Annotated in this window: 23 protein-coding genes; 8 read left to right on the top strand and 15 right to left on the bottom strand. The window is 72.3% G+C overall.

Annotated features, from left to right (window positions below; translation table 11 throughout):
* Positions 1–29 precede the first annotated feature (29 nt).
* From QP939_RS40510 to QP939_RS40485, 6 genes are all read left to right on the top strand, one after another.
* Positions 30–788, top strand: coding sequence for an SDR family oxidoreductase (locus QP939_RS40510; RefSeq protein WP_285451861.1), 759 nt, complete (start codon positions 30–32; stop codon positions 786–788).
* A gap of 98 nt (positions 789–886) precedes the next feature.
* Positions 887–3,184: a glycosyl hydrolase family 95 catalytic domain-containing protein gene (locus QP939_RS40505; RefSeq protein ID WP_285451860.1), complete on the top strand. Its 2,298-nt coding sequence runs from the start codon at positions 887–889 to the stop codon at positions 3,182–3,184.
* Between the two features lie 23 nt (positions 3,185–3,207).
* Positions 3,208–3,984 carry an alpha/beta fold hydrolase gene (locus QP939_RS40500; protein WP_285451859.1) on the top strand — a complete coding sequence of 259 codons (777 nt, stop codon included), beginning with the start codon at positions 3,208–3,210 and terminating at the stop codon, positions 3,982–3,984.
* A gap of 13 nt (positions 3,985–3,997) precedes the next feature.
* Positions 3,998–4,864, top strand: coding sequence for a LysR family transcriptional regulator (locus QP939_RS40495; protein ID WP_285451858.1), 867 nt, complete (start codon positions 3,998–4,000; stop codon positions 4,862–4,864).
* Positions 4,865–4,868: 4 nt separating this feature from the next.
* Positions 4,869–5,531, top strand: coding sequence for an HAD family hydrolase (locus QP939_RS40490; protein WP_285451857.1), 663 nt, complete (start codon positions 4,869–4,871; stop codon positions 5,529–5,531).
* Complete coding sequence (locus QP939_RS40485) at positions 5,531–6,160, top strand: GntR family transcriptional regulator (protein WP_285451856.1); 630 nt, start codon at positions 5,531–5,533, stop codon at positions 6,158–6,160. Before QP939_RS40490 ends, QP939_RS40485 begins: the two co-directional genes overlap by 1 nt.
* A gap of 4 nt (positions 6,161–6,164) precedes the next feature.
* Here QP939_RS40485 and QP939_RS40480 read toward each other — a convergent pair whose 3' ends face one another.
* The 3 genes from QP939_RS40480 to QP939_RS40470 form a co-directional block, all read right to left on the bottom strand.
* The gene (locus QP939_RS40480) at positions 6,165–6,332 is read right to left on the bottom strand and encodes a hypothetical protein (RefSeq protein ID WP_285451855.1); all 168 of its coding nucleotides are present in this window, start codon (positions 6,330–6,332) and stop codon (positions 6,165–6,167) included.
* 92 nt (positions 6,333–6,424) lie between these two features.
* The gene (locus tag QP939_RS40475) at positions 6,425–7,282 is read right to left on the bottom strand and encodes an NAD-dependent epimerase/dehydratase family protein (RefSeq protein ID WP_285451854.1); all 858 of its coding nucleotides are present in this window, start codon (positions 7,280–7,282) and stop codon (positions 6,425–6,427) included.
* Positions 7,283–7,382: 100 nt separating this feature from the next.
* On the bottom strand, positions 7,383–8,141 hold the full coding sequence (locus tag QP939_RS40470) for a thioesterase II family protein (RefSeq protein ID WP_285451853.1): 759 nt from the start codon (positions 8,139–8,141) through the stop codon (positions 7,383–7,385).
* 58 nt (positions 8,142–8,199) lie between these two features.
* On the opposite strand from QP939_RS40470, the gene QP939_RS40465 reads away from it, so the two are divergent.
* Positions 8,200–8,958, top strand: coding sequence for an HpcH/HpaI aldolase/citrate lyase family protein (locus QP939_RS40465; RefSeq protein WP_285451851.1), 759 nt, complete (start codon positions 8,200–8,202; stop codon positions 8,956–8,958).
* Positions 8,959–8,965: 7 nt separating this feature from the next.
* Here the strand turns inward: QP939_RS40465 and QP939_RS40460 are convergent, their stop codons facing one another.
* Together QP939_RS40460 and QP939_RS40455 are read right to left on the bottom strand one after the other, a co-directional pair.
* Positions 8,966–10,141, bottom strand: a complete 1,176-nt coding sequence (locus tag QP939_RS40460) for a CaiB/BaiF CoA transferase family protein (RefSeq protein WP_285451850.1) — start codon at positions 10,139–10,141, stop codon at positions 8,966–8,968.
* 21 nt (positions 10,142–10,162) lie between these two features.
* Positions 10,163–11,140, bottom strand: coding sequence for a hypothetical protein (locus QP939_RS40455; protein WP_285451849.1), 978 nt, complete (start codon positions 11,138–11,140; stop codon positions 10,163–10,165).
* Positions 11,141–11,344: 204 nt separating this feature from the next.
* On the opposite strand from QP939_RS40455, the gene QP939_RS40450 reads away from it, so the two are divergent.
* The gene (locus QP939_RS40450) at positions 11,345–12,349 is read left to right on the top strand and encodes a LacI family DNA-binding transcriptional regulator (RefSeq protein WP_285451848.1); all 1,005 of its coding nucleotides are present in this window, start codon (positions 11,345–11,347) and stop codon (positions 12,347–12,349) included.
* A 151-nt stretch (positions 12,350–12,500) separates the two neighbouring features.
* On the opposite strand, the gene QP939_RS40445 is transcribed toward QP939_RS40450, so the two are convergent.
* From QP939_RS40445 to QP939_RS40400, 10 genes are all read right to left on the bottom strand, one after another.
* Positions 12,501–13,265 (bottom strand): DUF4190 domain-containing protein, encoded by a 765-nt coding sequence (locus tag QP939_RS40445; RefSeq protein ID WP_285451847.1) that lies wholly within the window; start codon positions 13,263–13,265, stop codon positions 12,501–12,503.
* A gap of 93 nt (positions 13,266–13,358) precedes the next feature.
* Positions 13,359–14,399 carry a serine hydrolase domain-containing protein gene (locus QP939_RS40440; RefSeq protein WP_285451844.1) on the bottom strand — a complete coding sequence of 347 codons (1,041 nt, stop codon included), beginning with the start codon at positions 14,397–14,399 and terminating at the stop codon, positions 13,359–13,361.
* Between the two features lie 8 nt (positions 14,400–14,407).
* Positions 14,408–15,958 carry an ATP-binding cassette domain-containing protein gene (locus QP939_RS40435; protein ID WP_285451843.1) on the bottom strand — a complete coding sequence of 517 codons (1,551 nt, stop codon included), beginning with the start codon at positions 15,956–15,958 and terminating at the stop codon, positions 14,408–14,410.
* On the bottom strand, positions 15,955–16,848 hold the full coding sequence (locus QP939_RS40430; protein WP_285451841.1) for an ABC transporter permease: 894 nt from the start codon (positions 16,846–16,848) through the stop codon (positions 15,955–15,957). Before QP939_RS40430 ends, QP939_RS40435 begins: the two co-directional genes overlap by 4 nt.
* Positions 16,845–17,801 (bottom strand): ABC transporter permease, encoded by a 957-nt coding sequence (locus QP939_RS40425; RefSeq protein ID WP_285451839.1) that lies wholly within the window; start codon positions 17,799–17,801, stop codon positions 16,845–16,847. The genes QP939_RS40430 and QP939_RS40425 overlap by 4 nt, the downstream gene beginning before the upstream one ends.
* 1 nt (position 17,802) lies before the next feature.
* On the bottom strand, positions 17,803–19,362 hold the full coding sequence (locus tag QP939_RS40420) for an ABC transporter substrate-binding protein (protein WP_285451837.1): 1,560 nt from the start codon (positions 19,360–19,362) through the stop codon (positions 17,803–17,805).
* A 32-nt stretch (positions 19,363–19,394) separates the two neighbouring features.
* Positions 19,395–19,817: a thioesterase family protein gene (locus QP939_RS40415; protein WP_285451836.1), complete on the bottom strand. Its 423-nt coding sequence runs from the start codon at positions 19,815–19,817 to the stop codon at positions 19,395–19,397.
* Positions 19,810–20,739: a 3-hydroxyacyl-CoA dehydrogenase NAD-binding domain-containing protein gene (locus tag QP939_RS40410; protein ID WP_285451835.1), complete on the bottom strand. Its 930-nt coding sequence runs from the start codon at positions 20,737–20,739 to the stop codon at positions 19,810–19,812. The genes QP939_RS40415 and QP939_RS40410 overlap by 8 nt, the downstream gene beginning before the upstream one ends.
* Positions 20,732–21,625 (bottom strand): beta-keto acid cleavage family enzyme, encoded by an 894-nt coding sequence (locus QP939_RS40405; RefSeq protein ID WP_285451834.1) that lies wholly within the window; start codon positions 21,623–21,625, stop codon positions 20,732–20,734. The genes QP939_RS40410 and QP939_RS40405 overlap by 8 nt, the downstream gene beginning before the upstream one ends.
* On the bottom strand, positions 21,625–22,488 hold the full coding sequence (locus tag QP939_RS40400) for a TetR/AcrR family transcriptional regulator (RefSeq protein ID WP_285451833.1): 864 nt from the start codon (positions 22,486–22,488) through the stop codon (positions 21,625–21,627). The genes QP939_RS40405 and QP939_RS40400 overlap by 1 nt, the downstream gene beginning before the upstream one ends.
* Positions 22,489–22,545: the final 57 nt, after the last annotated feature.

Here is a 22,545-nt window from a genome sequence, read left to right as displayed (position 1 = left end):
GTTTCCCGGCGGGCACGCACCGTGCCAGGATGACGCCGGAGGTGGTCGACGTGCGGATCCTGGTCACCGGCGGCACCGGGCAGCTCGGCTCGGCGGTCGTGGCGTGGCTGCGGGCGGCGGGCGAGGAGGTCCGCGTGCTCAGCCGCCGGGCGGCCCCAGACGTCGTCCGCGGCGACCTGCGGACCGGGCGCGGCGTCGACAACGCGGTGGCCGGGGTGGACGCGATCGTCCACTGCGCCACGGATTTCCTGCACGAGACCGCGCTCGCGCGGACCCTGGTCGAGGCGGCCCGCTGGGCGGGTGCCCCGCACCTGGTCTACGTCTCGATCGTCGGCGTCGACCGCGTCCCGCTCGGCTACTACCGGGCCAAGCACGAAACCGAGCGGCTCATCGCGGCTTCGGGCCTGCCGGTCACGATCCAGCGGGCCACGCAGTTCCACGGATTGGTCCGACGGCTGCTCGCGAGCGCGACCCGGCTGCCCGTGGTGCCGGTGCCGCGGATGTCGTTCCAGCCGGTGGACGTCCGGGACGTCGCCGCGCGGCTCACGGACCTCGCGCTGGACGATCCGGCCGGCCGCGTGCACGACTTCGGCGGTCCGGAGATCCTGACGGCGGCGGAGCTGGCCCAAGCGGTCGGCGAGGCGAGCGGGCGGGTCCGGCGGATCGCGCCGCTCAAGGTGCCGGGGGAGACGTTCCGGGCCTACGCCGACGGCGGTCACCTCGCGCCCGAGCACCGCGAAGGCCGGATCACGTTCCGCGAGTACCTGTCCGACCACGCTCGGATGTAATCGGATTAATTCCGAAGATTCTTGACCTTGGATCCGGATAGGTCATATGTTTGGCGGGCTGCACGCCGGTCCCGCCTTCAACGCCGAACGGATCCGACATGTCGAACCCTCCCTCTCGCCGTACCTTCTTCAAGCTCGGTGGCGCGGTCGGCGCCGGTCTCGCCTTCAGCGGCATTCCTCCTTTTGCCGCAAGCGCGGAGGTGCTGCGCCCGGCCGCCGCGGACCTCGTGCCGGACGACCGCGCGACGACGCTGTGGTACCCGGCTCCCGCGGCCGAGGACAAGATCATCGAACAGGGCCTGCCGATCGGGAATGGTCGGATCGGTGCGCTCGTCGGCGGGGACCCCGCCGCCGACTTCCTCTACCTGGCCGACGCGTCGCTGTGGACCGGCGGCGCCAACGACGTCCTCGAAGACGACGGCCAGTTCCCGTACGAACGCGAGAAGTTCGGCACCCTCGGCCTGCTGGCGAAGGTGCGGATCTCGGTGCCCGCGCACACCGGCGTCACGGACTACCGCCGCACGCTCGACCTGAGCAACGGCGTCGTCGTGATCACCTACCGGCACCAGGGCGTGCGGTACCGCCGCGAATACTTCGCCAGCCATCCCGACGACGTCATCGTGATCCGGTTCAGCGGCGGGCCCGTCACCGGCTCCGTCTCGCTGGAGCCGACGCGCGGCGAAACCATGTCCGGTGCGGGGTTCACCGGCACCTTCGCCAACGGCTTGAAGTACGCGTGCGCCGCGTCCGGCGGGACCACGTTCAGCGGCAGCCGGGACGTCGTCGTGGTGCTCAGCGGCGGGACGAACTACGTGCCCGACGCGGCCCGCAAGTTCCTCGACGCCTCCCTCGACCCCCTGGCGTTGGCGAAGGACAAGGCCGCGAAAGCGCTGCGCGCCGGGGGAGACGCGCTGCTGGCCACCCACGTCGCCGACTACCGGCGGCTCTACGACCGGATGAGCGTCGACCTGGGCCGGTCGCCGTCCTCGAAGCGGGCCCTGGACTCGTGGTCGCGGCTGGTCGCGTGGCACGACGACCCGGCGACGCCGGACCCCGAGCTGGAGGCGAGCTACCTGCAGTTCGGCCGCTACCTGACGATCACCGGGTCGCGCGACGGGCTGCCGATGGGCCTGCAGGGGTTGTGGCAGAACAACAACACCCCCGACTGGATGAGCGACTACCACACCGACATCAACCTCCAGATGAACTACTGGCTCGCCGACCGGGCGGGGCTGCCGGGGAGCTTCACTGCCCTGGCGGATTACTGCCTCGCGCAGCTTCCCGTGTGGACGGACAGCACGAAACGCCTGTTCAACGACCCGCGCAACAGGTTCCGGAACACCAGCGGGAAGGTCGCGGGCTGGGCGGTCGCGTTCTCGACGAACATCTACGGCGGCTCCGGCTGGTGGTGGCACCCCGGCGGCAACGCGTGGCTGTGCAACTCGCTGTGGGACCACTACGCGTTCACCCAGGACAAGGCGTACCTCGCGCGGATCTACCCGCTGCTCAAGGGCGCCGCCGAGTTCTGGGACGCGCGGCTGGTGACGACCACCGTCGACGGGCGCGAGGTGCTCGTCGACGACCACGACTGGTCACCGGAGCACGGCCCGCAGGACGCCCGCGGCATCACCTACGCCCAAGAGATCGTCTGGGACCTGTTCGAGCACTACCGCGAAGCCGTCGCCGTGCTCGGCCGCGACCGCGCGTACGGCGACCGGATCGCCGGGCTGCAGCGGAAGCTGTACCTGCCGAAGGTGAGCCCCGCTAGCGGCTGGCTCGAAGAGTGGATGTCGCCGGACAACCTCGGCGAAACCACCCACCGGCACCTGTCCCCGCTCATCGGCTTCTTCCCCGGCGACCGGATCGCCGCCGACACCTCGCCGCCGGAACTGCTCGACGGCGTGCGCAACCTCCTCGTCGCCCGCGGGATGGACAGCTTCGGCTGGGCGACCGCGTGGCGTTCGGCGTGCTGGGCGCGGCTCAAGGACGCCGACCGCGCGTACCAGCTGCTGCTCACGGTGCTGCGGCCGTCGGTCGCGAACGGCAACGGGACCGCGCCGAACTTCTTCGACATGTACAGCCAGGGCAGCTACACGATCTTCCAGATCGACGCCAACCTGGGCGCGCCCACGGCGATGGTGGAGATGCTCGTCTACTCGCGGCCCGGGGTGATCGAGCTGCTGCCCGCGCTGCCGTCGGCGTGGGCCGCGTCGGGCCGCGTGACCGGGATCGGCGCCCGCGGCGGCTTCGAGGTCGACCTGTCCTGGCGCGACGGGAAGGTGACGCGCGCGGTGATCCGCAGCGTCGGCGGGACGAGAACGGAGGTGCGGGCCGGGACCTGGCGGCGCATGATCACGCTGCGGCCGGGCGCGTCCGTCACGGTCGAGCCGAGGTGAAGAAGCCGACGAGCGGAGGACCGATGAGCGTGACGCTGCCCGGTGGCCAGGAAGTGGCCTACACCGACCACGGCGGGTCCGGCCCGGTGGTCGTGCTGCTGCACAGCTTCCTGATGGACGGCCGGATGTTCGAGCCGCAGCTGGCCGCCTTCGACGGCTTCCGGTGCGTCACGGTCGACGAGCGCGGTCACGGCGGCACACCGGCGTCCGGTCCCTTCGACTACTGGGACGTCGCCCGCGACGTCCTGGGCGTGCTCGACCACCTCGGCGTCGAGCGCGCGGCGGTCGTCGGGACGAGCCAGGGCGGGTTCGTCGCGCTGCGGATGGCGTTGCTGGCTCCCGAACGCGTGACGGCGCTCGCCGTGCTGGGCACGTCGGCGGCCGCGGAGGATCCCGCCGTCGCGGCCGGATACCGGGCCGTCCTGGACGCGTGGGTCGGCGGGGGTGCGCCGCCGGAGGTGCTGGACGGCGTCGCGCGGATCTGTTTCGGCGAGTTCGACGCCTCGGAATGGCGGAAGCGCTGGCCGCACGTCCCGGCGGACCGGCTCACGCGCACCATGAACGCCCTCGTCGACCGGGACGCCGTGCTCGACCGGGCCGGCGAGATCGGCTGCCCGGCCCTGGTCCTGCACGGCTCGGCGGACCTGGCCTATCCGGTCGAGCGCGCGGCGGAGCTGGCGGCCGCGTTGCCCGCGGCGGAACCGCTGGTCGTCGTCGAGGGCGGCGCCCACTTCCTCAGCTACACGCACCCGGACGAGGTGAACCCGGTGCTGACGAGGTTCCTCACCACGCACGCGTAATACCGTGGTCGGCGTGGATGTCGACCTGCGCAAGCTGCGGTACTTCGTGGCGGTCGCCGAAGAGCTGCACTTCGGCCGGGCCGCCGCGCGGCTGCACATCGCCCAGCCCGTGCTCTCGCGGCAGATCCGGGCGCTCGAAGGCGAGCTGCGGGCGCAGTTGTTCGTGCGGGACAAGCGATCCACCGCGCTGACCGAGGCGGGCCGCCGGTTGCTGGAGGACGCGCGGCCGTTGCTGGCTTCGGCCGAAGCGCTCCGGCGCCGGGTGGCGACGGCCGCGCGCGGGACGTTCACGGTGGGCTTCATGCCGGGGCTCACGGTCACCGACGCCGTCCGGGACCTGACGGCCCGGCACCCCGAAGTCGCGGTGGAGCTGCTGCGCACGACGTGGGAGGACCAGATCGAGGTGCTCCACGACGGCCGCGCCGACGTCAGCCTCGTCCGGCTGCCGATCGACCGGCGCGGGCTGAGCGTGCGGCCGCTGTTTTCCGAGCCGCGGGTCGCGGTGCTGCGGGCCGACCACCGGCTGGCCGGGAAGGAGTCGGTCCGGGTCGCCGACCTCGCCGCGGAGCACCTGCTCAACCACCCGGACGCGGTGCCGGAGTGGCGAGACGTCGCCACGAGGCTGCGGGACGGCACCGCGCCGCCGTGGCGTGAGTTCCGGAGTGTGGAAGAGAAGCTGGAGCACGTGGCCGCCGGGCAGGGGATCGCCGTCGTCCCGCTGTCCACGTCGGCGTACTACACGCGGCCGGACGTCGTGTGCGTCCCGGTGGAGGACCTGCCGCCGAACGAGGTCTGCCTGGCGTGGGTGGCGAGCCGCCGGTCGCCGCTCGTCTTCGCCTTCACCGAGGCTTGCGTTCGGTATAACCGTATAGCAGAGTGACCGGATGACTCGCTGGGCGACGTTCGACTGTTTCGGCACGCTGGTGGACTGGCGCCACGGCATCGCCACCGGGATCGAGCTGCTGTTCCCGGGCCGCGGCGCGGAGCTGCTGGAGGTCTACAACCGGTTCGAACCGCAGGTGCAGGCCGAGCAGCCGGTGCGGCGGTACCGGGAGGTCCTCGCGGAGTCGCTGCGGCGCACCGCCGCCGAAGCCGGGCTCGACCTCGTGCCCGACGACGCTTCGGTGCTCGGCACGGGCCTGCCGTACTGGCCCGTCTTCCCGGACACCCGCCCGGCCCTGGCCGCGCTGCGCGCGGCGGGCTGGCGGCTGGCGCTGCTCACCAACTGCGACCGCGACCTCATCGGCGAGACCCAGCGGCGGCTCGTGGTGCCGATCGACGCGGTCGTGACGGCCGAGGACGTCGGCTCGTACAAGCCGGGGCACGCCCACTTCGAGCGGTTCGCCGAATCCTTCGGGGCCACCGCCGAAAACTGGGTCCACATCGCCCAGAGCCACTTCCACGACATGGTGCCGGCGCGGGCGCTCGGCATCCCGAGGGTGTGGATCAACCGGCACGCGGACCCGCACGACCCCGCCGTGGCCGACGCCGTGCTGCCGGGCCTCGACGGTCTGGTGGAGACGGTCGAGCGGGTGCACGCGGCCTGATGGGGCTGCAGACGACGACCACGCGGGACGCGCTGGTCGCGGAGGTGCGCCGCCGGATCCTCAGCGGCTCGCTCGAACCGGGCACGCCGCTGACCGAGCAGGGCCTGGCGACGACGTTCGGCGTCGCGCGCCCGACGGTCCGGTCGGCGCTGCAGGAGCTGGTCGCCCGGCACCTCGTGGTGCGGGCGGGCCGGTCGCTGCGGGTGCCGCTGCTGACCGGCGACGACGTCCGCGACCTCTTCACGGTCCGGCTGCCCCTGGAGATCACGGCGACGCGCCTGATCATCGAGCAGGCGCGGCCGATGGACGCGGCCGAGCGGGCACTGGCCGGGCTGGAGTCCCTGCCCCCGGCGGCCGGGTGGAGTGAGCGCGTCGAGGCGCACACGGCGTTCCACCTGGCCCTCGTCGACGCGGCCGGGAGCCCGCGGTTGAGCCGGATCTATCCGCCGCTGCAAGAGGAAATGCAGCTGTGCCTCGCCCGGCTGCGCGAGTCCTACCCGGACCCGCGCACGCTGGCCGTCGAACACCGGCCGCTGCTCGAGGTGATCGCCGCCGGTGACGTCGCGGCGGCCGAGGCCGAGATGACCGACCACCTGGCGCGAGCGCGCGACGGCCTGCTCGCGCCTTGATCCGTCACCGCGTCAGGCCGTGCGGCACCCCGATCCGCCGGGCGGTGAACAAGCCCGCCCACAGCGCCGCCCACGTCCGGGAAGGCGGGCGGGGCGGGCGCGGTGCCGGCGGGGGACCCGCCCGGTACTCCATCTCCACCCGCACCCAGTCGTGGATCCAGTCGCCTCGCATGGTTCCTCGTTTCTCCGATGAGGAACCCCACGGTCGTCCTGAGGGCCACGGCCGCGCATCGGGTGAACGCGCACTCCGGCCCGCCCGAACCCTTACCCGCGGAGTTCGGCCAGCGCGTCGAGGTGGCGCGGCCGCCAGCCCAGCTCGCCCTGCGCGCGCGCCGACGTCAGCCGCTGGTCCAGCGCGAACGCCTCCGCGATCGGGCCCATCCGCGCCGAAGCCTCGGCCAGGGACAGCCGCGTCACCCGCCCGGGACACCCGGCCGCGTGGGTAAGGGCTTCGACGATGTCCGCCAGCGGAAGGTTCTGCCCGCTCACCCCGGCGTACACCGACTTCGCCGGTGCGCGCAGGGCGAGCGCGTACAGCTCGGCGACGTCCTCGACGTGCACGAGCGCCCAGTGGTTGGCGCCGTCGCCGATCAGCGGCACCGCACCCTCTTCGCGGGCCGGGGCGACGAAGAACGTGTCGATGAGCCCGCCGCCCAGGCCGTAGACCAGGCCGGGCATCACCAGCACCGGGTGGCCGCCGTGGGCCAGGACCCGCTCCTCGTTGGCCCGGCGCCACGCCGTGATCGCCGGCGGGCGCTGCGGCGCGTCTTCGTCGACCACGCCGTCGGTGTCGCCGTAGACCCAGACGCCGCCGGTGTGCACGTACGGTCCGCGGTCGCCGAGGCCGTCCTGCAACGCGTCCGCGGCCGCGCGGTCGACCTCCGCCGTGTCGGGGCCGTAGTGCTGGCCGAGGTGGATGACGCCGTCGGCCTCGGCGGCGGCCGCGCGCAGCACCGCCGCGTCGGTCAGCCCGCCCGCGACCGGGGTCGCGCCCAGCTCGGTGAGCACCCGCGCCGCGGCGTCGCTGCGAGCCAGCGCGCTCACCTCGTGACCGTGGCGCACGAGCGCCGTGACGGTGGACCGGCCGACGTAGCCGGAGCCGCCGGTGAGGAAGACCTTCATCGTGGACCTTTCGGGATCGTGGTGGTTCCCCTCCGACTTTCGGCCGTCGAGGGGCACCGCGTCCAAGACCCTTTCCGCCCGCTGTGATACCCCGAGGGCATCAGCGGACGGCGTCGAGGTGCTTCACGAGCTCGGCGAGGACCTCCTCGGCATGGTCGGTGACGAAGAAGTGGCCGCCATCGAACACGCGGAGCGTGCTGGCGCCCTCGGTGTGGATCCGCCAGGCTTCGGCTTCCGCGATCGGCGTCCCCGGATCGCGGTCGCCGGTCAGCACGGCGATCGGTGCCGCGATCCGGCGGCCCGGCTCCCAGCGGTAGGTCTCGATCGCCGTGTAGTCGCCGCGCAGCGTGGGCAGCGCCAGCTCCAGGAGCCCCTCGTCCTCGAACGCCGCCGCGTCGGTGCCGTCGAGCCGCCGCAGCTCGGCGAGCAGGCCTTCGTCGGCGCGGTCGCGGATGTGCTCGTCGCGGGCGGCCGATGGGGCTCGCGCGCCGGAGACGACAAGGGTGGCGGGCGCGTTCGTCCCGGCCTGTTCCAGCCGGTAGGCGGTCTCGAACGCGAGCACCGCGCCCATGCTGTGCCCGAAGAAGACCGTCGGCTTCGGGGTCAGCGCGGCGAGCTCCCCGGCGATCCGGTCGGCCAGCTCGCCGAGGTCGGTGACGCAGGGCTCGCGCCACCGGTCCTGGCGGCCGGGGTACTGCAGGGCCACGACGTCGGTCGCGGGCGAAAGCCGCGCCGATACCGGGTGGAAGAACCCGGCCGAGCCGCCCGCGAACGGGAAGCAGACCAGGCGTGCCGTGCTGCCGGTGGCGTCGTGGAACCGGCGGACCCAGTCCGTCGTGGCGCCGTCGTCGATGCGCAAGCCGTCCCCTTCCCGGATATCGTGGCGGCGACCAGTGAAGCACGACGGGGAGCCGCCGGTGGCCGAGACGACGTACCTGTTCGTCCCCGGCGACCGGCCCGACCGCTTCGCCAAGGCCGTCGCCTCGGGTGCGGACGCGGTGATCATCGACCTCGAGGACGCCGTCGCGCCGGAGGACAAGGATTCCGCCCGCGAGCACGTCGAGGCCTGGCTGGCCGGTGGCGGCCGCGCCCTGGTCCGGATCAACGCGCCGGGCACGCCGTGGTTCGAGGCCGACGCCGCGCTGGTGACCGCTCGCGGCGTCGCGGTCGTCGTGCCGAAGGCCGAAACTCCCGGTGTGCTGGCGGGGTTCCGCGAAGTCGTCGCGCTGGTCGAGACGGCGCTGGGGGTCGAACGCGCCGGTGAGCTGGCGGCCGTGCCGTCGGTGACGCGGCTGGCGTTCGGCAGCGTCGACCTGGCGGCGGAGCTGGGCGTCGCGCCCGAGGACCACGAGCCGTTCGCCTACGCCCGCTCGCGGCTGGTGGTCGCGTCGGCCGCCGCGGGGGTCGCGCCGCCGGTCGACGGCGTCACGACGGACCTGCGCGACGACTCGCGCTTGGCCGCCGACGTCCGCTACGCGCGCCGGATGGGCTTCGGCGGCAAGCTCTGCGTCCACCCGCGCCAGGTGGCGCCGGTCCGGGCCGGGTTCGCGCCCACCGAGGCGGAACGCGAGTGGGCGCGCCGGGTCCTGACGGCGGGCGCGTCGGCGTCCGTTGTGGACGGACGCATGGTGGACCGGCCGGTGCTCGAACGGGCGCGGCGGATCCTCGGGGACTGAACCCGCGCTACACGACGCCTTGACGCCGCAACGCTTCCGGGTCGAAGCCGAACTCCGCCAGCACCGCGTCGGTGTGCTCGCCGACCGCCGGGACCGGGTCCATCCGCGGCGCCCGGCCGGGGACGGTGATCGGCGGCAGGGTGGCGCGGACCGGCCCGGCCGACGTCCCGACCTCGGCGAACCGGTCGCGGGCCGTGAGCTGCGGGTGCGTCAGGACGTCGGGCAGCTCGCGGCGGCGGGCGTGGGCGATCCGGCCCGAGGTCAGGCGCGCTTCCAGCTCGGCGCCGGTCAACCCGGCGAAGATCTCGGCGATTTCCCGTTCCAGCTCGGGACGGTTCGCGACGCGCGCGCTGCCGGTGGCGAATCGCGTGTCGGTGACCCAGCCCGGCCGTTCGACGGCGTGTTCGCAGAACGCCGCCCATTCGCGCTCGTTCTGCACAGCCAGCACGACTTCGGTGCCGTCGCCCGCGGTGAAGGTGCCGTACGGCGCGATCGCCGGGTGGCTGGTGCCGGTCCGCGGCGGCGGCGTCCCGCCGTAACCGGCGTAGTAGAGCGGGAATCCCATCCACTCGACCAGGGAGTCGAACAGGCTGACCTCCAGCTCGGTGCCCTGGCCGGTGCGTTCCCGGTCGTAGAGCGCGGAGAGGATGCCGGAGAAGGCGTACATGCCGGCACCGATGTCGGCGGCCGGGATGCCGCTCTTCGCGGGCTCGTCCGCGGACCCGGTCACCGACACGAGCCCCGCCTCGGACTGGATCAGCAGGTCGTAGGCCTTGGCGTCGCGGTACGGTCCGCTCGAACCGTAGCCGGACACCGAGCACGTGATCAGCCGCGGGCGCGACGCGCGGATGTCCGCCGCGCCGAGCCCGAGCCGTTCCGCGACGCCGGGCGCGAAGTTCTGCACGAACACGTCGGCCCGGTCGAGCAGCGCGGCCATCACCGGACCCGCGGCGTCGCTCTTGAGGTCGAGCGCGACGCTCTCCTTGGACCGGTTGAGCCAGACGAAGTGGCTGGAGAGGCCGTGCACGGTCTCGTCGTAGGCGCGGGCGAAGTCCCCGGTGCCCGGCCGCTCGATCTTGAGCACGCGGGCGCCGAGGTCGGCAAGGTGCCGGGTGGCCAGGGGCGCGGCGACCGCCTGTTCGCAGGACACGACCGTGACGCCGTCGAGGGGCAAGGTGGGCATGGCCGCATCCTGCCACCCGGCTCAGATCGCGCGGGCGATGGCGATGTTCCCGGCGAGCCGCGCGCCCGCCTCGTAGATCATGTATTCGCGGCCTTGGTAGGTGCCGAAACTCGGGGCCGCGCACCGGCCGTTGTCCGGCGCGCCGTCGAGGGACGCGTGGAAGACGCCGAGGTGGTTGCGCTTCGAGAAGTCGTTGCCGACTTCGGTGATCATCAGGTTCCCGCCGTGCGCGATGTCGGTGTTGTAGACGACGTAGGTGCTGTTGTTGCGGTACAGCAGGTGCGGGCCGCCGATGTCGGAGGCGCCGACGTCGGTGTGGCGCACCAACGGCGTCTGGGAGAACGTCCAGTTCCGCGCGTCGGGCGACCAGCCCCAGCCGATGTCGCGGTGGTTGGTGGTGTTGTTGAGCATGAACACCATGACGTAGCGGGCGTTCTTCGACGGCAGGTCCTGGCGGAACACGCGCGCGTAGGACGTCTCGGTGGTGCCGGCGGGCTGCAGGCGCGTGGACAGGACTTCCTTCTCGTAGGTGAAGTGGATGCCGTCGGCGGAGCTGGCCAGCCGGGTGACGGTGTTCTCGCCGTGGAAGTAGAGGTAGATCCGCTTGACGTCGTCGTTCCACAGGGCGTGCGGCGAGGAGACGTGGCTGACCGAGTACTCGCCGGGCCAGGAGTTCGTGATGATCGGGTTGGCGGGGTACTCGGTGAACTCTTCGTCGAGGGAGTTCGCGTACGCCAGGCAGATCCCGCCCGGGGCGTCGTGCGGCGCGTAATAGAGGTAGTAGGCGCCGAGCGCGTTCGGGATGCGGTCCTTGGTGCCGCGGACGCAGGGGAAGATCAGCTCGCCGGTCGGGTTGTAGCGGAGCTTGCTCTTCACCAGGGCGAGCCGCTGGTAGCGGTAGTCGGGGAACCCGGCCGGAGCCGCTTCGGCGGTGGGGAGCAGGGCGCTCGCGCCGAGCGCGACGGCGCCGGCCAGCAGGCCGCGTCGGGTGAGGGTCATGACCGCTCCTTCGAGGTCGGATGTGCGGCGACGGTGCCACGCGTTCGGGGGCGGGTCAATGGAGTAATACGTATTAGTACGGTCGGGACAGGTTTGCTGGAGTTTCGGGCAAAACGGTTGACGGGTCCCGGGACGGCTTGCACGCTGAATCGGATCAGCTGGCCCGCGACCCCGAGCGAGGTACCGATGGGCAGGGTGCGGCGGATGCCCCGGCAGGCCGACATCGCGCGCGTCGCCGGGGTCTCGCAGGCGACGGTTTCGGTGGTGCTGGGCGGGAACCGCACGGGCGTCCGGCTGTCGGAGAGCACGCGGCTGAGGGTGCTGGAGGCGGCGGAGCGGCTGGGGTACGTGCCGGACCCGGTGGCCCAGCGGCTGGCGGCGGCGCGGAACAACCTGTTCGGCGTCTACACGTTCACCCCGGCGTTCCCGGTGGACGCGAGCGACGCGTACTACCCGATCCTGGCCGGGGTGGAGGCGGAAGCGGCGACGCTCGGCAAGGACTTGATCATGTTCACGGCCTCGAGCGCGGCCCCGGACCGGATCCGCCGAACCCGCCTCGCGGACGGCTGCCTGTTCCTCGGCAGGCACGTCCCGGCGGACGCGATCGGCGAGCTGCTCGCGAGCGGCTTCCCGATCGTCTACATCGGACGCCGCACGGAGCTGGGCGGGCGCATCCCGCACGTGGGCGCGGACTACGTGACGGCGTCGGCGGAGGTGGTGACCCGCTTGGCGCGGGCGGGTCACCACCGGATCCGCTACGTGCGCGAGCCGGACGACGCGCCTTCATCGGGAGACCGCGAGCGCGGCGTCCGCACGGCTGCGGCCGCGGCCGGGATGGCGCTGAAGGTGATCCGGACGGACGGAGCCGACCTCGACGCGTCGGTGGTCCGGGGCTGGCTGGCGGACGGGGTGACGGCGCTGGTGGTCGAGGAGACGGACACGGGAGCGGTGTTCCAGGCGACCTGGCGAGCCCTGGCCGCGGCGGGGGTCACGGTGCCGCGCGACCTTTCGTTGGCGGTGCTGGGGCGTCCGCCGGGTGCGGTGGAGGGGCCGGTGATCAGCGGGTTCGAGGTGCCGCGGCGGGCGTTGGGCCGCGCGGCGGTGCGCCTGCTGGCGTCCATGGTGGAGCCGGGGGAGGGAGAGCCGCTGGCACACCGGTTGCTGCCGTGCCCGGCGGTGGCGGAGGAGACGATCGGGCCGGTCCCCTGACCCCGAGCGCCCCAATGTGGCCTTCGGTGCGTCTGACGCACCCAATGTGGCCTTCGGTGCGTGAGACGCACCCAATGTGGCCTTCGGTGCGTGAGACGCACCCAATGTGGCCTTCGGTGCTTTAGACGCACCCAAGGCGGCCTTCGGTGCGTTAGACGCAACCAAGGCCGCCTTGGGGCGCTGGCGAACCGGCAACAGCGGAAGGTGCCGTAGCTGTCAGCCGTTGGCGAGGGTTCCGATGTCGCCGTTCGCGTTGGCGATTCCGTAGCCCTGGGCCGTCGCTTCCTTGAAGACCTTGCCGTCGACCTCGATCGTCACCTTGATGCTGCCGGATCCGCCGCCCTGGGCGAGGATGCTGACGAACTGCAGTGCCTGGTCGCCCGGGAAGCTCGATCTTCTTCTCCCACGGCAGCTTGACGTTCGCCTCCTGGCTGGTCGTCGTCATGCCGTCGGTCGTGTAGGTGATGCTGCTCGCCTTGCCGGAGCCGGTCACCTTGTACACGACCGTGTGCTTCGCCGCGGCCGGTGCCGAGCTGGCGGCGGGCGCCGAGCTTTCCGCGGGCGCCGGGGCGGCCGCCGCGGGGACCGACGGGACCGTCGGGAGCGAGTTCGCCGTGTCCGCGACGACCTTGCCGAACGCGGCCGCCCAGATCACGCAGATCACGAGCCCGATCGCCGACAGCACGACGCCGGCGAGCGCGAGGCCCTTGTTGGTGGCCGCGCCCTTGTTGGCCCGGCTCAGGCCGACGAACGACAGGACCAGGCCGATGATGACCAGCGGCCAGGCGATCACGCCGATCAGCGGGATCGGGGAGAAGATCAGGCCGATGAGGCCGAGGACGAAACCGGAGGTGCCGAGTCCGTTGCGGGGCGGGGCGGCGGCCGGGGGCGGCGGGTAGGGCAGGTGGGCGGTCACGGAGTTCCTTTCGAGACAGACAAGTGCCTAGTCGTCTCCGGACCGGACCGTTGTTACGGCAGTTATCCGTTCGTGTCATCAAGGTGCGCTCGGTCACAGACAGCCCGCGAGCGCGGTCAACAGCTGGGTTCCCCGGTCGTCGACGTCCTCGGACTGCAGCTCGCCCGTCGTGAACGAGAACCCCAGCTCCGCCTCCGGCCACGCGCCGTGGCGGCCGCCGCCGGCGCCGGAATGGCCGAACGCCACCCCCACCGGGCCGTACGTTCCCAGCGGGTCCGGCAACTCGTAGCCGAGGCCGAAGTGGACCGGGCGGTCGTTGATCGCGTCCGTGCCCGATGACCACGTCCGCGTCGCCTCGGCCAGCACCGGGGCCGGGATCAGGCCCGCGCGGATCCGGTCGTAGAGCCGGGCCATCGCCGCCGCGGTGCCTGTCGCGCCGCCAGCGGCCAGCTCAGCCCGGCGGTACGACGCCGCGTTGATCGTGTCCGCGTCCAGGAGCCCGCGGTACATCTTCTCGACGATCCGGCGCCGCCGCGGGTCGTGCAGGAACGTGCTGATCCGGTAGTCCGGCGACCGCGTCAGGCGGGCGACCCGGTGGTCCTCCGACGGCGGTGTTCCCAGGTGGATGTCGACGTCGCCGAGCAACGAACGCAGCACCGCGCCCACCGACCGGCCGGTCACCCGGCGGATCAGTTCCGTGCACAGGTACCCGAACGTCGCCGCGTGGTAGGCGACCCGAGTTCCCGGTGTCCACAACGGACGCTGCGAAGCCAGGGCGAGCGCGTTGGCTCGGTTGTCCAGAAAGGACACGTCGGCCGCGACGTACGGCAGGCCGACCGTGTGGGACAGCACGTGCGACACCCGCGCGTCGCCGCTCGAGAACTCCGGCCAGTACGCCTTCACCGGCGAAGAAGGGTCGATCCGGCCCTGCGCCGTGAGCAGCGCCATCAGCGTGGCGACCACGCCCTTCGTGCCGGAGAACAGCACCACCAGCGTGTCGCGCGTCCACCCGGGCCCGCCCCACAGCTCCACCAGGACCTCGCCCCGGCGCACGACGCTGAACGCCGCCCCGCCGGACGTCCGCGCCAGCACGGCCGAGAACGCCTCCCGCACCGGCTCGAATCCCGGTGCCACCGTGCCCTTCACAGTCGCGGCGTGGCGGCGAGCAGCTCGCGCGTGTAGGCGTGCGACGGCGCGTCCAGCACCGTCCGGACCGGACCCTCCTCGACGATCGACCCGCCCCGCAGCACGGCGATCTTGTCCGCGACCTCGCCCGCGAGCGCGATGTTGTGCGTCACGAACAGCATCGCCATCCCCAGCTCGCGCCGCAGCTCGCCGAGCAGCTCGACGATCGTCGCCTGCACCGAAACGTCCAATGCGGACGTCACCTCGTCGCACACCAGGACGTCCGGCGTGGTCACCAGCGCGCGGGCGATCGCGGCCCGCTGCCGCTCGCCACCGCTGAGCTGCTCCGGCAGCCGGTCGGCCAGCGCCCGGCCGAGCCGGACCCGGTCGAGCATCTCCTCGACCCGCGCGCGACGCTCCGCCCGCGACAGCGACGTCAGCCGCGTCAACGGCACCTCGATCGACTGCGCCACCGTCTTGCGCGGGTTGAGCGAGGAGAACGGGCTCTGGAACACGTACTGGATCCGGCGCCGCTGGTCGTCCGTCCGGTGCCGCGTGGACGTCGCCAAGCCGGTACCCGCCAGCGACACCGTGCCGGTGTACGTGCTGGTGAGGCCCGCGATGCACTGTGACAGCGTCGTTTTCCCGGAGCCGGACTCGCCGAGCAGCATCAGGCATTCGCCGCGCGCGACCGAGACGTCGACCCCGCGCAGCACCTGGTGCTGTCCATAAGAGACACACACGCCGCGAGCGGCGAGCACTGGGTCTTCCGGCGGTGGCGGTGCGGAAAGAGCGTCCGGATCGGGCACCGCGTCGAGCAGCCGTCGTGTGTAGGCGTGCGACGGCGCCCGCAGCACCCTCTCCGCCGGTCCGCACTCGACGATCTCGCCGTGGTACATCACCGCGACGCGGTCGGCGATCTCGGCGACCACCGCCAGGTCGTGCGTGATGTACAGCGCCGCGACGCCGTGTTCGGCCGTCAACGCCCGCACGGTCTTCAGCACCAGGGCCTGCGTGACGACGTCCAGCCCGGTCGTCGGCTCGTCCAGGACCACCACGGCCGGGCGGCACGCGAACGCCATCGCGATGCCGACGCGCTGCTGCTGCCCACCCGACAGCTGGTGCGGGTAGCGGCGCCGGTACGCCGGGTCGGCCGGGAGGCCCACTTCGGCCAGGACCTCGCCGACGCGCTCGTCCACCGAGCCCGAGTGGCCGTGGGTTTCGAGGACTTCGGCGATCTGGCGGCCGATGCGCAGGGCCGGGTTGAGCGACAGCGCCGGGTCCTGCGGGATGTAGGCGACGGTGCTCCCACGCAGCCGCCGCCGGGCCGCGCCGTCCAGGGAGAGCACGTCCACGGCGTCGGGTCCGGCGGTGATCCGTCCGCCGGACACAGCGAGTCCGCGGCGGAAGTGGCCGAGCGCGGCCAGCCCGGCGGTCGTCTTGCCCGAGCCGGACTCGCCGACGAGGGCCAGCACTTCACCGGGCGCGACGGCGAACGAAACGTCGGAGAGCACCGGCGCACCGGCCACTGTGGACACCGTGAGCCCGGTGACTTCGAGGGCGTTCACGCGCGGACCTCCCGCTTCCGGCCGGCGGCGGCCGAGGCGAGGGCGTCGGCCACCAGGTTGGTCCCCACGGTCAGCGCGGCGATCGCCAGCACCGGGAGCAGCACGCCCCACGGCTGGACGACCAGCGCGATCCGGTTCTCGTTGATCATCAGGCCCCAGTCGGCGGACGGCGGCTGGATGCCGAGCCCGAGGAACGACAGCGACGCGATGTATCCGATCGAATAGGTCAGCCGCAGCCCGATCTCCACCATCAGCGGGCCGGTGATGTTCGGCAGGATCTCCCGCAGCAGGATCCGCGACCGTGGCACGGCGTACATCTCGGCCGCGCGGATGTAGTCCTGGCCCGCCACGGCGACGGTCGCCTGCCGCGCGACGCGGGCCGTGCGCGGCGCGTGCGTCAGGCCGATGACCAGTACCAGCAGCCAGCCCTCCGGTCCGATCACCGCGATCGCCAGCAGCGCGATCACCAGCTGCGGGAACGACAGCAGGACGTCGTTGCCGCGCATCAGCAGGCTGTCGAGCCTGCCACCGCCGTACCCGGCGACCATGCCGAGCAGCGCGCCCAGCACGATGCCGAGCGCGGTCGCGAGCACCGCGTAGAGCAGCAGGGTCGTGCCGCCGGCGAGGAACCGGGTCAGCACGTCGCGGCCGAGGCCATCGGTGCCGAAGACGCCGTCGTGCTTGAACGGCTTCCCGGCGAAGTCGGTCGTGGTGTGGCCGGTCAGCACCGGCCCGAGCCACGGGCCGAGCAGGGCGATGAGCGCGACGACCAGCGTGAGCACCGCGCCTATCCGGGCTTGCGGGAACGTCCACGCGGTGCGGAAGAGCCCGCCGGAGCGGACCGGCGGCGCGTCCGCGGTGACCGTGCGGGGGAGTTCGACGGCGGTCATCGGCCCGCCTCCGTCCGGAGCTTGGGGTTCGCCAGGATGCCGACGACGTCGGCGAGCAGGTTCACCACGATGTACACCGCGGCGATGAGCAGCGTGATCGCCTGGACGACGGCGACGTCCCGCTTGGCCACCGCGTCGATCAGCGCCTGGCCGATCCCGGGGTAGCGGAACAGGAACTCGACGACCACGACGCCACCGGCCAGCCACGCCAGCTGCAGCGCGACGACCTGGGCGACCGGGCCGATCGCGTGCGGCAGCGCGTGCCGGACCAGCACCGTCCGCTCCCGCACGCCTTTCAGCCGGGCCATTTCGACGTAGCCGCTGTCGAGGACCTCGTTCATCGTCGCCCGCATCATCCGCGTGATGTACGGCGTCACGACCAGCACCAGCGTGAGCACCGGCAGGACGAGCTGGGCGGGCTGGTGCCAGACGGCCTCGCCGGGCGCGGTGATCGTCACCGACGGAAAGATCTTGAGCACCGTCGTGGAGAGCAGCACGACGAGCGCGACGCCGATGACGAACTCCGGCAGCGCGGCGACGACCAGGCTGACCCCGGAGATCGCCTGGTCGGTGGCGCGGCCGCGGCGGATGGCGCTCCACGTGCCCAGGCTCAGGCCCAGCGGCGTGGCGAGCACCGCGGCGACGACCAGCAGCACCAGCGACGCCGAGATCCGGTCGCCCAGCAACGCTGTCACCGGGCCCTGGGTGGACGTCGACGTGCCGAGGTCGCCGGTGAACAGGCCGCCGAGCCAGTCGAGGTAGCGCTGCCAGACCGGCAGGTCGAGGTGCAGCTGGTGCTGGAGGGCGGCGACGCGCTCGGGAGTGGCCTGCTGGCCGAGGATGGCCCGCGCGGGGTCGCCGGGCAGCAGCAACGTCGCGACGAAGACCAGCAGGGACACCACCCACAGCACCAGGAGGCTGACGAGCAGCCGCCGGACGATCAAGCGCGCCATCTCAGGCCTCCCCGCTCGTGCCGAGCCACGCGGTGCCGAACCGGTAGCCGCTCAGCGAGATCCCGGTGCGGTCCGGGACGAGCCCGGCGACGTACTTGCGGTGGGCGTCGACCTGGTTGACGAAGCCCCAGACGATCAGCCCGCCGCGGTCGTACTCGATCCGTTGCGCGCGTTTGAGCAGGTCGGTGCGCGCGGCGGCGTCCGTCGTGGACCCGGCCCGGGTGACGAGGTCGATGAACTCGGGGTCGTGCCAGTGGGTCTCGTTGTAGGGCGAATTCGGCAGTGAGCCGTTCGCGACCTGGGGGAGGTAGTTGCGGGTGTACCAGAAGTCCTGCGCGAAATCCCAGGACAGGTAGTTCTCGCCGTAGAACGTCGTGGTGTCCAGCTTGCGGATCCGGACGGTGATGCCCGCCGCCTTGGCCTGCTGCTGGAACACCTGCGCGGCTTCGACCGCGCCCGCCTGGATCGGCGCGGTGACGAGCTCGACATCCAGAGTGGAGTGCCCGGCTTCGGCCAGCAGCCGCTTGGCCGCCGCGATGTCCTGCTCGCGCTGGGGGAGTTCCTTGGCGTAGGCGGGATCGAAGGGCGCGTAGAGGTCGTTGCCGAGCCTGCCCTGTCCACTGAGGACCTGGTTGATCATCTGCTCCCGGTCGACGACCAGGCGCATGGCCTGGCGCACCCGGACGTCGTCGAACGGCGGCCGGTCGACGCGCATGGTGAACGGCAGCCACGTCCCGGTCTCGGCGGCGAGCACCTGGATCCGCGGGTCGCTGTTCAGCACGTCGACCAGCGCCACCGGGACCTGGTCGATCGCGTCCACCTGGGACGAGAGCAGCGCGTTGATCCGGGCGTCGTCGTCGGCGAAGTTGATCAGGACCAGCTCGTCGAGGTAGGGCTGCCCCGGCCGCCAGTAGTGCTCGTTGCGGGTGAAGGTGCTCTGCTGCCCCGGGGTGAACGAGCCCGCCTTGAACGGGCCCGTCCCGATCGGGCGCTTCAGGTCGAAGTCCGCCGGGACGATGCCGAGGGAGTACTGGCCCAGCAGGTCGTCGAAGCCCGCGTTCGGTGTGGTCAGCCGGAACTCGACGGCCCGGTCGCCGCTCGGGACCACCTCGCCCAGCATGGTCAGCCCGGCCGCGCCGCTCTTGGGGTCCTTCGGGTCCATGATCCGCTTGAACGTGGCGACGACGTCGGCGGGGGTCACCGGGCGGCCGTCGTGGAACTTGACGTCGTCGCGCAGGACGGCTGTCCAGGTCCGGGCGTCCGGCGACGCGGTCAGTGACCGCGCGACCAGCATCTCCAGCCGGTAGTCGTGGTCGCGGACCAGCAGCGGCTCGTACAGGTTGATCACCCGGGCGATGTCCGGGTTGGTCGCCGGGGTGTGCGGGTCGAGGGTGTCGGACGCCCCGCCGCCGGTGACGCCGACGCGCAGCCTGCCGCCGGACCGGGGCGGCCCGGTGGGCACCGGCGCGGCGTACGTCGTGCCGCACCCGGCGGCGAGCACCGCGACTCCGGTGGCGGCGAGGAACCGGCGTCGGCTGAGGGAACTGCAACGCTCTTCCATGGTGGGGACTTCCGGTGGGAGCGGGTGTTCGGTCAGGCGATGGCGCGCCCCGCGTAGTCCGGGACCGGGTTGAGGTACTCCGCCAGCCGCTCGGCGACGGCGTCGGGCAGGGGCGACGCTCTGCTCGCGGTGACGTGGACGGCGAGGAGCTCCTCGGTGGCCACGAGGTCGCCGCCGACGCGCAGCTCGTGGCAGAGCCGGACCTTCCTGGCGCCGATGTCGAGCACGCTCGTCGTGACGTCGAGCTCGGCGTCCGGGCCGACCTCCCGCAGGTACCGGACGTGGGCTTCCACGGTGTACAGGGAGGAACCACTGCGCTCGGGGCCGAGGCCGACGGTGTCCATCAGGTGCGTCGTCGCGTCCCCGAAGACCAGGACGTAGTAGGGCTCGGAGAGGTGGCCGTTGTAGTCGATCCACTCGGGACGGACGCGGTCGCGGTAGGACAGTTCAGCCACGGCGGGCCGCCTCGACCGCACGCTGGATGGCGATGACCGCCCGGTCGCGTTCGGCGACCAGGTCGGCGATCGTGCGGGCCCCGGCCTCCTCTTCACAGCCTTCGACCACGGCGTCGCGGAGGGCGGTGGTCAGCTCCGGGGCGTCGAGGCGGGTCCACGGGGACTTCAGCGACGGGCCGAAGTGGTCGAGCATGTGCGCCATGCCGCCCTCGCCGCCGGCGAGGTGGAAGGTGAGCATCGGGCCCTGCACCGGCCAGCGCAGGCCGGGACCGGCCGTGATGGCGGTGTCGATCTGCTCGACGGTCGCCTCGCCGTTCGCGACCATGTGCAGGGCCTCGCGCCAGAGCGCCTCCTGCAGCCGGTTCGCGATGAAGCCGGGCACCTCGCGGTCCATGGTGATCACGGTCTTGCCGACGCGCCGGTAGAAGGCCGCGGCGTGCTCGACGGCCCACCGCGCGGTGCGTTCGCCGCCGACGACCTCGACCAGCGGGATGAGGTACGGCGGGTTGAACGGGTGCCCGACGACGAGCCGCTCCGGCGTCGCGGCGTCGGCCTGCATCTCGGTCATGCCGTAGCCGGACGTCGAGGACGCGACGACCACCCCGGCCGGGGTGGCGGCGTCGATCTCGGCCAGCAGCTTCTGTTTGAGGGCGAGGTCTTCGGGAGCGCTCTCCTGGACGAAGGTGGCGTCCGCGACGGCCTCGGCGAGCGTGGGCGTGACGACCAGGTTGTCCCGGCTCGCGCCCTCGGCCAGGCCGAGCGAGGTGAGCGCGGGCCAGGCGGCGTCGACGAGCCTGGTCAGCTTGCCCTCGGCGTCCGGCGCCGGGTCCCAGGCTCGGACGTGGAAGCCCTGGGCGAGGAAGTGGGCGACCCAGCCGCCGCCGATGACCCCGGCGCCGACGCACGCGACGGTCTCAGGCATGGACACGCTCCTTCAGGCCGAGGATCTCGCGGGCGCGGGAAGCGCTTACCACGGTGGCGCCGAGGTTCTCCACGATCCCGACCGCGCGCTCCACGAGCTGGCCGTTGGTCGCCTTGACACCCTTGCTCAGGTAGAGGTTGTCTTCCAGGCCGACCCGGACGTGCCCGCCGAGCAGCACGGACTGCGCGACCCACGGCATCTGGTCGCGGCCGATGGCGAAGGACGCCCACTGCGCGTTTTCCGGCAGCAGGTGGACCATCGCCTGCAGCAGCCCGGGATCCGGTGGGGCGCCGTAGGGGATGCCCATGCAGAGCTGGAAGAGCGGGGGAGCGTCGATCAGGCCTTCTTCGACCATTTTGGACGCGAACCAGAGGTGCCCGGTGTCGAAGATCTCCAGCTCGGGCTTGACGCCCAGCTCCTGGATCCGCTTCGCCCCGGCACGCAGCATGTCCGGAGTGGACACGTAGAGCTGGCTGCCTTCGCCGAAGTTGAGCGAGCCGCAGTCGAGGGTGCAGATGTCGGGCAGCAGCTCTTCGACGTGGGGGAGGCGGTCCAGCGCGGTGACGAGGTCGGTGCCGTCGACGGGCTTGAGCGGGTCCTCTTGGTCCAGGACCAGGTCGCCGCCCATGCCCGCGGTCAGGTTGACCACGATGTCCACTTCGGACTCACGCACCAGCCGCACCACCTCGCGGTAGAGAGCGACGTCCCGGGACGGCGCCCCGGTTTCGGGGTCGCGGACGTGGATGTGCACGACGGCGGCCCCGGCGTTCGCGGCCTCGACGGCGCTCGCGGCGATCTGCGCGGGCGTGACGGGCACGTGCGGGCTGCGGCCGACGGTGTCGCCGGCGCCGGTGAGGGCGCAGGTGACGATGACCTCGTGGTTCATCAGTCTCCCTTCACGATCGACCTCTCGATGAAGTCGCGGAGGTGCTCACGCATGCTTTCGGCCGAGCTGCCGGGCCGGCCGGTCAGCACCTGGATGCCGAGGCCGTCGATCAGCGCGGTGAGGCGGGTGGTGGCGGCGTCCGGGTCGGTCACCCGGAACACGCCCTGTTCGCGGCCGGTGCGGATGGTCATCGCGATCGTCCGGTACCAGCGGTCGATGGAGTCGGTGTAGAGGTCGCGGAACGCCGGGTCGAGCGCCACCTCGTTCCACACCTGCAGCCAGACCGACCACTCGGCGCGCAGGACGCCGTCGGTGGGCAGCTGCAGCTCGACCAGCCGCAGGAGCCGCTCGTGCGCGTCGGAGATCGAGTGGAGCTCGGCGACCTGGCGGTCGAACGCGAGTTTCACGTTGCGCCGCAACGCTTCGTTGAGGACTTCGGTCTTGCTGGGGAAGTGGTAGTGGATGGCCGCGGTGCTCGTGCCGCACGCCTCGGCGATGTCGGCGATGCGCACCTTGTGGTAGCCGCGTTCGGCGATCAGCGCCCAGGCCGTCTCCAGGATGCGGCGGCGCGGCTCGGACTGGGCGAGGTGGTCGGGGTCGTCGCTCGCCAGGCGGGCGGCGGGCGCGGGCACCGCCGTGACGGTGACCGCGTCGTCGCTGCCGTTGAGCAGCCAGTTGACCGTGACGCCGCAGTGCTCGGCGACGCGGACCAGTTCGTGCGGCGAGAACCGGCGGGTGCCGTTCAGCGCCTTGGACAGCTTCGTCTCGTCGAGCCCGATCGCGGCGGCGAACTCCCGCTGGGCTCCCGGCATGGCCTTGACCAGACCGCGGATCCGGTCCCGCAGGTCGGCGGTTTCGTCCATGCCAGGAGACGGTAACCCCGCGTTGCGATAATCGCAATCCTTGACTGATGAGTCAGT

The sequence above is a fragment of the Amycolatopsis nalaikhensis genome (assembly GCF_030264295.1).
Taxonomy (GTDB): Bacteria; Actinomycetota; Actinomycetes; order Mycobacteriales; family Pseudonocardiaceae; genus Amycolatopsis; species Amycolatopsis nalaikhensis.
The sequence above is the reverse complement of the archived record's forward strand: the minus strand, read 5'-3'. Positions and strand labels throughout refer to the sequence as shown.